The organism is Streptomyces sp. NPDC049627, from assembly GCF_044465645.1.
GTDB lineage: Bacteria > Actinomycetota > Actinomycetes > Streptomycetales > Streptomycetaceae > Streptomyces.
Genome location: NZ_JBITLW010000010.1, coordinates 201,657 through 211,902, shown reverse-complemented (window position 1 = coordinate 211,902; position 10,246 = coordinate 201,657). Strand labels below are relative to the sequence as shown.

The following is a 10,246-nucleotide window of genomic DNA, read 5'->3' as shown; positions in this document are numbered from 1 at the left end:
CCGGTGAGGCGGTGACCGCGGAAAGGATGGCCGGAGCGCGCCATCCTAGGGCCGGAACGAGCCGCCTGACCAGGGGTTTCCGGGACGTTTACCATCGTGGCCGGTGCGAGCTGTACGGCATTGTCAGTGCCGTGGTGTGGAATGGATCTCGTGCCCGCACTGGAAGAACCACTGAAGAAAGTGCTCGGCCCTCCCACCGCGAAGGTGATGGCCGAGCACCTCGGCCTGCACACCGTCGGCGACCTCCTGCACCACTACCCGCGCAGATACGAGGAGCGCGGCCAGCTGACCCACCTCGCCGACCTTCCCATGGACGAACACGTCACGGTGGTCGCCCAGGTCGCCGACGCCCGCCTGCACACGTTCGCCTCCACCAAGGCCCCCCGAGGCAAGGGCCAGCGCCTCGAAGTCACCATCACGGACGGCAGCGGCCGCCTCCAGCTGGTCTTCTTCGGCAACGGCGTGCACAAGCCCCACAAGGAGCTCCTGCCGGGCACACGCGCGATGTTCGCGGGCAAGGTCTCCGTCTTCAACCGCCGTCTGCAACTGGCGCATCCGGCGTACGAGTTGCTGCGCGGCGACTCGGACGAAACCGTGGAGACCTGGGCGGGCACCCTGATCCCCATCTACCCGGCCACCGCCAAGCTGGAGTCCTGGAAGATCGGCAAGGCGATCCAGACGGTCCTCCCCAGCGCACAGGAGGCCGTCGATCCCCTCCCGGACTCCCTGCGCGAGGGCCGGGGCCTGGTCTCCCTCCCCGAGGCCCTCCTCAAGATCCACCGCCCCCACACCAAGGCGGACATCGAGGACGCACGCTCGCGCCTGAAGTGGGACGAGGCCTTCGTCCTCCAGGTCGCCCTCGCCCGCCGCCGCCACGCCGACGCCCAACTTCCGGCCGTGGCCCGCAAGGCAGGCCCCGACGGCCTCCTGGCCGCCTTCGACGACCGCCTGCCCTTCACTCTCACCGAGGGCCAGCAGAAGGTCTCGAAGGAGATCTTCGACGACCTGGCGATGGAGCACCCGATGCACCGGCTGCTGCAGGGAGAGGTCGGTTCCGGAAAGACGATGGTGGCCCTGCGCGCCATGCTCGCCGTGGTCGACGCGGGCGGTCAGGCCGCCATGCTCGCGCCCACCGAGGTGCTCGCCCAGCAGCACCACCGCTCCATCGTCGAGATGATGGGCGAACTGGCCGAGGGCGGCATGCTGGGCGGCGCCGAGCAGGCCACGAAGGTGGTCCTGCTGACCGGCTCCATGGGAGCCGCCGCCCGCCGCCAGGCCCTGCTCGACCTGGTCACCGGAGAGGCCGGGATCGTGATCGGCACCCACGCGTTGATCGAGGACAAGGTGCAGTTCCACGACCTCGGCCTGGTGGTCGTGGACGAACAGCACCGCTTCGGCGTCGAACAGCGCGACGCGCTGCGCGGCAAGGGCAAGCAGCCCCCGCATCTGCTCGTCATGACCGCGACGCCCATTCCGCGCACGGTCGCCATGACCGTCTTCGGTGACCTGGAGACCTCGGTGCTCGACCAGCTGCCCGCCGGTCGCTCACCCATCGCCTCCCACGTCGTCCCGGCCGCCGACAAGCCCCACTTCCTCGCCCGCGCCTGGGAGCGGGTGCGCGAAGAGGTCGCGAACGGCCATCAGGGGTACGTCGTCTGCCCGCGCATCGGCGACGAGGAGGACGACCCCAAGAAGACCGGCAAGAAGAAGTCCCCCGAGGACGAGGCCGAGAAGCGCCCGCCGCTCGCGGTCCTCGACGTGGCCGACCAGCTCTCCAAGGGTCCGCTCAGCGGTCTCAAGGTCGAGGTCCTGCACGGCCGGATGCACCCGGACGACAAGGACGCCGTCATGCGCCGCTTCGCCGCCGGCGAGACCGACGTGCTGGTGGCCACGACGGTCATCGAAGTGGGCGTCAACGTCCCCAACGCCACGGCGATGGTGATCATGGACGCCGACCGCTTCGGCGTCTCCCAGCTCCACCAGCTGCGCGGCCGCGTGGGCCGGGGCTCGGCGGCGGGCCTCTGCCTCCTGGTCACCGAGATGCCGGAGGCCAGTGCGGCCCGACAGCGCCTGAACGCGGTCGCCTCCACCCTGGACGGCTTCGAGCTGTCCCGCATCGACCTGGAACAGCGCCGTGAGGGCGATGTCCTGGGGCAGGCCCAGTCGGGCGCCCGGTCCAGTCTGAGGGTCCTGACGGTCATCGAGGACGAGGAGATCATCGCGGAGGCGAGGGAGGAGGCGGCGAGGCTGGTGGCCGCCGACCCGGAGTTGACGCAGCTTCCCGGACTACGGACGGCCCTGGACGCCCTCTTGGACGAGGAGAGGGAGCAGTACTTGGAGAAGGGGTGAGGGAGACTCCCTAAGGGGCGCGGGGAACTGCGCGACCAGCCACACTGAACCTAAAGCCGCCCACGACCAAGGACCGAAGATGACCCGCGTGATCGCCGGCGCAGCCGGCGGACGTCGCCTGGCCGTCCCGCCAGGGACCGGCACCCGCCCCACCTCCGACCGCGCACGCGAAGGTCTCTTCTCCACCTGGCAGTCCCTCCTGGGCGGCCCTCTGGACGGCGAACGCGTCCTCGACCTCTACGCAGGTTCAGGCGCAGTCGGCCTGGAGGCCCTCTCCCGCGGCGCCGGCCACGCCCTCCTCGTCGAGGCCGACGCCCGTGCCGCCCGCATCGTCCGCGAGAACGTCAAGAATCTCGGCCTCCCCGGCGCTCAGGTCATCGCAGGCAAAGCCGAACAGATCATCCAGTCACCGCCGCCGACCGAGCCGTACGACATCGTCTTCCTCGACCCGCCGTACCGAGTCACAGATCACGATCTTCGCGAGATTCTGCTCACACTCCGCTCTGGGGGCTGGCTCACCCCGGACGCTCTCGTCACCGTGGAGCGCAGCACCAGAGGCGGCGAGTTCAGGTGGCCGGACGGTTTCGAGGCGATCCGGGCCCGCCGCTACGGCGAGGGAACGTTTTGGTACGGTCGCGCCGCCTCTACGTGCGAAGACGCACGATGACCGGACCGGAGAGCGAGGGATCACAAGTGCGCCGCGCCGTCTGTCCCGGGTCGTTCGACCCGATCACCAACGGACATCTCGACATCATTTCCCGCGCCTCCAGGCTGTACGACGAGGTCTATGTCGCCGTCATGATCAACAAGGCCAAGAAGGGCCTGTTCGAGGTCGACGAGCGGCTCGATCTGATCCGCCAGGTCACGGCCGAGTACGGGAACGTCCGGGTCGAGGCCTTCCACGGCCTCCTCGTCGACTTCTGCAAGCAGCGCGACATCCCGGCCATCGTCAAGGGCCTCCGTGCCGTCAGCGACTTCGACTACGAGCTGCAGATGGCGCAGATGAACAACGGTCTGTCGGGCGTCGAGACGCTCTTCGTGCCGACCAACCCGACCTACAGCTTCCTGTCCTCCTCCCTGGTCAAGGAGGTCGCCACCTGGGGCGGCGACGTCTCCCACCTGGTTCCCCCGGTGGTCCTGGAGGCTCTCAACAAGCGCCTGCGCAAGGACTGATGGGGCTACAGTCGTCCCGTCCGTCTCCAACACAGCTGTAGAGAGTGGCGAGCACAGGTGGACGTGCAGAAGAAGCTCGACGAGATCGTGGCCGCGGTCTCCGGCGCCCGGTCGATGCCCATGTCGGCCTCGTGCGTGGTCAACCGCGCCGACCTGCTCTCGATGCTGGAAGAGGTCCGCGCGGCCCTGCCCGGCTCCCTCGCCCAGGCCCAGGAGCTGATCGGCGACCGTGAGCAGATGGTCGAGCAGGCCCGCCAGGAGGCCGAGCGGATCATCCAGGGCGCCCATGCCGAGCGCGGCTCGCTGATCTCCGACACCGAGGTCGCCCGCCGCTCCCAGGCCGAGGCCGACCGCATCCTCGCCGAGGCCCGCAAGGAGGCCGAGGAGATCCGCGCGGAGGCCGACGACTACGTCGACTCCAAGCTCGCCAACTTCGAGGTCGTCCTCACCAAGACCCTCGGCTCCGTCGGCCGCGGCCGCGAGAAGCTCCTCGGCACCGGCCCCGGCACCGACGAGCAGGGCTACGAGGACGAGGACGCCCCCGAGCGCAGCCACGACCCCGAGACCCTGCGCCGCACCGCCGACGAGTACGTCGACGTCAAGCTCGGCGCCTTCGAAGCGGTCCTCGCCAAGACCCTGGAGGCCGTCGGCCGCGGCCGGCAGAAGCTGCACGGCCGTATCGCCACCGACGACCTCGGCGCCCTCGCCGACGACATGAGCACCGTCCAGCACTCCAGCGACGCCGACTACCTCGCCGACCTCGCCGCACTCGCGGAGCAGGACGCCCCGGCCGCCCCCGCCGAGCCGGCCGCGGCAGCCGTACCGCCACAGCCGCAGTACGACCCGCAGACCGCGCAGCCGGCGTACGGCTACCAGCAGCAGACCGCCGATCCGTACGGCGGCTACCAGCAGACGTACGGCGGCCAGCAGGACCCTTACGGCTACCAGCAGGCCGACCCCTACGGCTACCCCGGCTACGCCCCCCAGCAGGCCGCCTACGACCCGAACCAGGCAGCCCAGCACCAGGTCCCGCAGCAGACCGCGCAGGGCGGCCAGGGCTACGCCCTCGACGAGACCAGCCTCTTCGACACCAGCATGATCAGTGCCGAGCAGTTGCGGGCCTACGAGCAGGGGCGGGGCCAGTAAAGAGCCACCGGATTGGGCCGTGAGCGAAAGGTCCAGTATCCTGGCTCTTCGGTCGCGCGTACGTCCGCGATCAACGCTGCCCGGGAACACCGCAGGGCAGTGACCCCCTGAGCTCAGCAGATCGAAAGCAGGAATGGCGTGACAGCCCGCCTCGACCACCGCAACCCTCTCGTGTTCGACACACACGAGCTGGGCCGGCGGCCTGGTGCGCTGCAGCGCCTGACCCGCGAGGTCGACGCTCCCAAGGATCTCGGTATCCAGGGAGTGGTCGGAGTGCCGGAAGGCGCCCCGGTGGAGCTCGAACTCCGACTCGAGTCGGTCATGGAAGGTGTGCTCGTCACAGGCACCGCCCGTGCACAGGCCGAGGGGGAGTGCGTAAGGTGTCTGGAGCCGCTTCAGCTCGACGTCGAAGCGGACTTCCAGGAGATGTTCTCGTACCCTGACGCCGACGATCGGGGCCGTCACCACCACGGTGCGGAACCCGGCGACGACGCCGAGGACGACGAGGACAGGCTCTTTCTCGAGGACGGCCTGTTCGACCTCGAACCCGTGCTGCGCGATGCGGTGGTGCTCGCACTGCCGATGCAGCCGGTGTGCCAGGACGACTGCCCAGGTCTGTGCGCCGAGTGCGGCGCACGCCTTGCGGACGACCCGGACCACCACCATGACGCCGTCGACATCCGTTGGGCGGCACTGCAGGGACTCGCCGGTTCGCTCGAATCCGGCGATAAGGACGAGATGAGCGGCGCCGAAGCGGGCGTCGACGAGAAGCAGGAGAAGTAGCCGTGGCTGTTCCGAAGCGGAAGATGTCGCGCAGCAACACGCGCCACCGCCGGTCGCAGTGGAAGGCTGCGGTCCCCACCCTGGTTGCGTGCGAGCGCTGCCACGAGCCCAAGCAGCAGCACATCGCGTGCCCGTCGTGCGGCACCTACAACAAGCGCCAGGTCCTCGAGGTCTGAGCGGCTGGTGAGAGGCACTGTGTCCACCCCGAAGAAGGCGGATGACGCCAAGGCGGACCCAAACGCCAGGAAGAAGGCGGACAACCAGGCCTCGTCCCACACGCTGTTGGAAGGGCGGCTCGGGTACAAGCTCGAGTCCGCCCTTCTGGTGCGTGCGCTGACGCACCGGTCGTACGCGTACGAGAACGGCGGCCTGCCCACCAACGAGCGCCTGGAGTTCCTCGGGGACTCCGTCCTCGGTCTCGTTGTCACGGACACGCTGTACCGCACCCACCCCGACCTGCCCGAAGGCCAGCTGGCCAAGCTGCGGGCCGCGGTGGTCAACTCGCGTGCGCTGGCGGAGGTCGGCCGTGGGCTCGACCTGGGCTCCTTCATCCGGCTCGGCCGCGGTGAAGAGGGCACGGGCGGCCGGGACAAGGCGTCCATCCTCGCCGACACCCTGGAAGCGGTGATCGGCGCGGTCTATCTCGACCAGGGCCTGGACTCGGCGGCGGAGCTGGTGCACCGCCTGTTCGACCCCCTGATCGAGAAGTCCTCGAACCTCGGAGCCGGCCTGGACTGGAAGACCAGTCTCCAGGAGCTCACCGCGACCGAGGGGCTCGGCGTCCCCGAGTACCTGGTCACGGAGACCGGCCCCGACCACGAGAAGACCTTCACTGCTGCCGCCCGCGTCGGAGGCGTCTCGTACGGCACCGGCACCGGCCGCAGCAAGAAGGAGGCGGAGCAGCAGGCCGCGGAATCCGCGTGGCGGTCCATCAAGGCCGCAGCGGACGAGCGGGCCAAGAAGGCGGCCCAGGCTGCCGCCGAGCCCGACGCCGACGCGTCGGCCTCCGCCTGACCGAACAGCGCGATCCGAGCGCCCGTACCCCGCCGTGGGGCGGGCGCTCGGCCCATTGAGCGGCCTCGGCGGGCCGCGCAGGTGTAGAACGGGCCTTACGGGTCCACGCAGGTGTACGGGGGATCCCATGCCCGAATTGCCCGAGGTCGAGGTCGTCCGGCGCGGTCTGGAGCGGTGGGTCGCCCACCGTACGGTCGCCGACGCCGAGGTGCTGCACCCGCGTGCCGTACGCCGTCACATCGCGGGCGCTGACGACTTCGCGCACCGTCTCAAGGGGCACCGCATCGGCACCCCCAGCCGTCGCGGCAAGTACCTGTGGCTGCCCCTGGAGGACACGAACCAGTCCATCCTGGCCCACCTCGGCATGAGCGGTCAGCTGCTGGTGCAGCCGCACACGGCGCCCGACGAGAAGCACCTCAGGATCAGGGTGCGCTTCGCGGACGCCCTCGGCACCGAACTGCGCTTCGTCGACCAACGCACCTTCGGCGGCCTGTCGCTGCACGACAACACCCCGGGCGGCCTGCCCGACGTCATCGCGCACATCGCCCGCGACCCCCTCGACGGGCTCTTCGACGACGAGGCCTTCCACCAGGCCCTGCGCCGCAAGCGCACGACCATCAAACGGGCCCTGCTCGACCAGTCGTTGATCAGCGGCGTGGGCAACATCTACGCGGACGAGGCCCTTTGGCGCGCCCGCCTCCACTACGACCGCCCGACCGCGACCTTCACCCGCCCGCGCACCCTCGAACTCCTGGGCCACACGAGGGACGTGATGAACGCCGCCCTCGCGGTGGGCGGCACGAGCTTCGACAGCCTGTACGTCAACGTCAACGGTGAGTCGGGGTACTTCGACCGGTCGCTGGACGCGTACGGCCGTGAAGGGCTGCCGTGCAAGCGGTGCGGTACGCCCATGCGGCGCCGGCCGTGGATGAACCGGTCCAGCTACTTCTGCCCGAAGTGTCAGAGGGCGCCGCGCGTCTCGTCGTAACGGCGGCGTGCTTCCAGTACGCCGTCCATCTGCCCCTCCACGAAGTGGATGAGGCTCAGCAGCCGCTCGGCGACCTCGCGCCCCAATGGCGTCAGCTCGTAGTCCACGCGTGGCGGATTGGTCGGCTGTGCCTCGCGGTGCACCAGGCCGTCGCGTTCCAGGGCGTGCAGCGTCTGGGACAGCATCTTCTCGCTGACGCCGTCGACGCGGCGGCGCAGCTCGTTGAAGCGCAGCGAGCCCTCGTACAGGGCGCCGAGCGTGAGCCCGCCCCAGCGGCCCGTGACGTGCTCCAGCGTGCCGCGCGAAGGGCAGGCCTTGGCGAACACGTTGTACGGCAGGTCCTGGGTCGCCGTGCGGTCCTGCGTGATGTCCATACCTCAAGCGTACTCCAGTGCAGCGCTAACCAACAGGTTGCACTAACCAGAAGTTAGTGCTTTCCTTTCGTCATCGCCAGTGAGCTGCCTATTTGAGGAGTACGCACGTGACCACCCCTGTCATCTCCATCGCCTACCACTCCGGCTACGGCCACACCGCCGTCATCGCCGAGGCCGTCCGTTCCGGTGCCGTCGAGGCCGGTGCCGAGGTGCACCTGATCAAGGTCGACGAGATCACCGAGGAGCAGTGGGCGACCCTCGACTCCTCGGACGCCATCGTGTTCGGTTCGCCCACCTACATGGGCACCGCATCCGGCGCCTTCCACGTCTTCGCCGAGGCGACCTCGAAGCGCTGGGCCGACCAGGCCTGGACCGACAAGCTGGCCGCCGGCTTCACGAACTCCGCCTCCAAGAGCGGTGACAAGCTGCACACCCTGCAGTTCTTCCAGATCCTGGCCGCCCAGCTCGGCATGCACTGGATCAACCTCGGCCTGCTCCCCGGCTGGAACCACAGCGCCGGCTCCGAGAACGACCTCAACCGCCTCGGCGTCTTCGCCGGCGCCGCCGCCCAGACCAACGCCGACCAGGGCCCGGAAGCCGTCCACAAGGCCGACGTGGCGACGGCCGAGCACCTGGGGCGCCGGGTGGCCGAGACGGCGAAGGTGTTCGCGCGGGGCCGCGTGGCCGCCTGAGCGGCGTCGTAATGAACGCGCGCGAGGCGCCGCCCCCGCAGTAGCCTGCTCACCGAGCCGGCCACCGGGGGACGGCGCCTTGGCGTGGGGGGAAGTGTGTACGACGGCCCGTTCTACCGGGTGCGCAGGGACGCATACGAGATCTGCTTCGTCCCGGGCGCGGGGGAGGAACTCGACGAGGTCTGCGACGTCGACATGTGGGTGACGTTCGCCGACGGACAGCGGTGGTCCGGGACCGTCACCACCCTCGATGAGGCCCGCCGTCTGATGGACCGCTGGAAGGACACCGGGGAGAACCTCGGCGGCCGGTACTTCTACGGCTGGGACAACCTGATCGTCCGAGACCCCGGCATCCCCGCCATGGTCCACGTCATCGACAACCTCGTCACCACCGGCGACTACAGGTCGGCCCTGCGTCCGCTGGGGCCCGCCGAGGACTGACGGCCGGGACGCGGCGCGCTCCGACGCGTCCGGGGCCTGTCAGTACCCGAAGTCCTGCGTCCACCACGGCCCGCCGGCGCCGAAGTGCACGCCGACGCCCAGCGTCTTGAAGTCGCAGTTCAGGATGTTGGCCTTGTGGCCCGGACTGTTCATCCAGGCCTCCATCACCGCGGCCGCGTCGGCCTGGCCGCGGGCTATGTTCTCGCCGCCGAGGTCGGTGACGCCGAGCTTCGCCGCCCGGTCCCACGGGGACGCCCCGGTGGGGTCGGTGTGGTCGAAGAAGCCCCGCTGGGCCATGTCCTCGCTGAAGTTCTGGGCCAGGTCGGCCAGGGCGCTGTTGGCGGAGACCGCGCTGCAGCCCACCTGGGCGCGCTCCTCGTTGACGAGCTTGAGCACCTCGGCCGCGGCGGCGGTCTCCGCGGACACCACCACCGGAGCGCTGGTCTTCTGCTTCTCCGGCGCCTTCGTGGCCGTACGCGAAGGGGTCTCCTTCGGCTTCGCGCTGGGCGTGGCCGACGGCTTCTTCGACGGGGTCTTCGTCGGCGCGGCGGACGACGTCGACGGGGACGGCGAAGCGGGCCGCTCGACGTCGCGGCTGGTCGAGGAGCCGTCGTCATGGCTCTCGGCGCTGCCGGACGTGCCGCCCTGCTCGCTCGGCGAGTTGGTCGGGGTGTCGGCGGCCTGCACCTTGTCCGTGCCGCTGCTCCCGCCGAGCTGGTAGTTGTCGATGCCGGGCACCACGCCCGCGGCGACGGCGACCGTGCCCAGGGCGACCGCCGCGGAGACGCCGAGGAGCCCGGTCTTCACCGGCGCCGCGGCCTTCTTCTTGCGGCGGCGGTGCGAGCCGCTCGCGGGGCGCCGGGAGCCGGCGTCCGGAGTGAAGCCCTCGCTCGCGAAGGCCGCGGTGTCGCCGCGGAAGTCGAAGTCGGCGTCGGGCGGGAACGTCGCGGGATCGGTGAACGAGTCGTACTCGTCGTCCGTAGCGAAGAGGTAGGCGTCACTCCTCGCGTAGGCCTCGGCGTACGCCTCGGGGTTCAGATAGGGGGCGATGCCTCTGACGGGGCGGTCGCCCGTGTACGAGTCCAGCGGGTCGTGGCCCTCCGTATAGGAGCCGTCCGTATGTGTGATCCCCGTGGCGCGGCCCCTGGCGGCGCGGCCGGCGGCGGAGCGTCGGTGGCGTCCCATGTTCTGGCCTTCCTCGTCCGTGCAGTCTCAACGTCCTCACAGAACTCACACGATCGAGTGAGTTTCATATGAGATGCATTGGGTGGGGACGGTACCGCATG

12 protein-coding genes are annotated in these 10,246 nt (G+C 69.8%); 10 read left to right on the top strand and 2 right to left on the bottom strand.

Annotated elements, in window-relative coordinates:
- Positions 1-141: 141 nt before the first annotated feature.
- The 8 genes from recG to mutM all read left to right on the top strand — a co-directional run bounded on the left by recG (position 142) and on the right by mutM (position 7,453).
- Positions 142-2,349: an ATP-dependent DNA helicase RecG gene (gene recG / locus ACIBU0_RS27345; RefSeq protein WP_398823300.1), complete on the top strand. Its 2,208-nt coding sequence runs from the start codon at positions 142-144 to the stop codon at positions 2,347-2,349.
- A gap of 79 nt (positions 2,350-2,428) precedes the next feature.
- A complete protein-coding gene (rsmD, locus tag ACIBU0_RS27340) occupies positions 2,429-3,016 on the top strand; it encodes a 16S rRNA (guanine(966)-N(2))-methyltransferase RsmD (protein ID WP_398823297.1) in 588 nt (195 codons plus the stop codon).
- A 26-nt stretch (positions 3,017-3,042) separates the two neighbouring features.
- The gene (coaD, locus tag ACIBU0_RS27335; RefSeq protein ID WP_217215171.1) at positions 3,043-3,522 is read left to right on the top strand and encodes a pantetheine-phosphate adenylyltransferase; all 480 of its coding nucleotides are present in this window, start codon (positions 3,043-3,045) and stop codon (positions 3,520-3,522) included.
- A gap of 57 nt (positions 3,523-3,579) precedes the next feature.
- Entirely contained in the window at positions 3,580-4,668 is a 1,089-nt protein-coding gene (locus ACIBU0_RS27330) for a cell division initiation protein (RefSeq protein WP_398823293.1), read from the top strand.
- 138 nt (positions 4,669-4,806) lie between these two features.
- Positions 4,807-5,451, top strand: a complete 645-nt coding sequence (locus ACIBU0_RS27325; protein WP_398823290.1) for a YceD family protein — start codon at positions 4,807-4,809, stop codon at positions 5,449-5,451.
- A gap of 2 nt (positions 5,452-5,453) precedes the next feature.
- Positions 5,454-5,627, top strand: a complete 174-nt coding sequence (gene rpmF / locus ACIBU0_RS27320; RefSeq protein WP_003951102.1) for a 50S ribosomal protein L32 — start codon at positions 5,454-5,456, stop codon at positions 5,625-5,627.
- Between the two features lie 7 nt (positions 5,628-5,634).
- On the top strand, positions 5,635-6,465 hold the full coding sequence (gene rnc / locus ACIBU0_RS27315; RefSeq protein ID WP_398823287.1) for a ribonuclease III: 831 nt from the start codon (positions 5,635-5,637) through the stop codon (positions 6,463-6,465).
- A 127-nt stretch (positions 6,466-6,592) separates the two neighbouring features.
- The gene (gene mutM, locus ACIBU0_RS27310) at positions 6,593-7,453 is read left to right on the top strand and encodes a bifunctional DNA-formamidopyrimidine glycosylase/DNA-(apurinic or apyrimidinic site) lyase (RefSeq protein WP_398823284.1); all 861 of its coding nucleotides are present in this window, start codon (positions 6,593-6,595) and stop codon (positions 7,451-7,453) included.
- Here mutM and ACIBU0_RS27305 read toward each other — a convergent pair.
- The gene (locus ACIBU0_RS27305; protein ID WP_398823282.1) at positions 7,426-7,827 is read right to left on the bottom strand and encodes a winged helix-turn-helix transcriptional regulator; all 402 of its coding nucleotides are present in this window, start codon (positions 7,825-7,827) and stop codon (positions 7,426-7,428) included. The genes mutM and ACIBU0_RS27305 overlap by 28 nt on opposite strands.
- 107 nt (positions 7,828-7,934) lie before the next feature.
- Between ACIBU0_RS27305 and ACIBU0_RS27300 the strand changes: the two genes are divergently transcribed.
- Complete coding sequence (locus tag ACIBU0_RS27300; RefSeq protein ID WP_398823279.1) at positions 7,935-8,519, top strand: flavodoxin family protein; 585 nt, start codon at positions 7,935-7,937, stop codon at positions 8,517-8,519.
- An 84-nt stretch (positions 8,520-8,603) separates the two neighbouring features.
- Positions 8,604-8,960: a hypothetical protein gene (locus ACIBU0_RS27295; protein ID WP_398823276.1), complete on the top strand. Its 357-nt coding sequence runs from the start codon at positions 8,604-8,606 to the stop codon at positions 8,958-8,960.
- Between the two features lie 39 nt (positions 8,961-8,999).
- Here ACIBU0_RS27295 and ACIBU0_RS27290 read toward each other — a convergent pair whose 3' ends face one another.
- Positions 9,000-10,145 (bottom strand): CAP domain-containing protein, encoded by a 1,146-nt coding sequence (locus ACIBU0_RS27290; protein WP_398823273.1) that lies wholly within the window; start codon positions 10,143-10,145, stop codon positions 9,000-9,002.
- Positions 10,146-10,246: the final 101 nt, after the last annotated feature.

Bases quoted from the DNA above. Each gene is read 5' to 3' on its own strand.
- ACIBU0_RS27290 (WP_398823273.1), bottom strand. From the start codon at position 10,145: ATGGGACGCCACCGACGCTCCGCCGCCGGCCGCGCCGCCAGGGGCCGC.
- recG (WP_398823300.1), top strand. From the start codon at position 142: ATGGATCTCGTGCCCGCACTGGAAGAACCACTGAAGAAAGTGCTCGGC.
- rsmD (WP_398823297.1), top strand. From the start codon at position 2,429: ATGACCCGCGTGATCGCCGGCGCAGCCGGCGGACGTCGCCTGGCCGTC.
- mutM (WP_398823284.1), top strand. From the start codon at position 6,593: ATGCCCGAATTGCCCGAGGTCGAGGTCGTCCGGCGCGGTCTGGAGCGG.
- ACIBU0_RS27305 (WP_398823282.1), bottom strand. From the start codon at position 7,827: ATGGACATCACGCAGGACCGCACGGCGACCCAGGACCTGCCGTACAAC.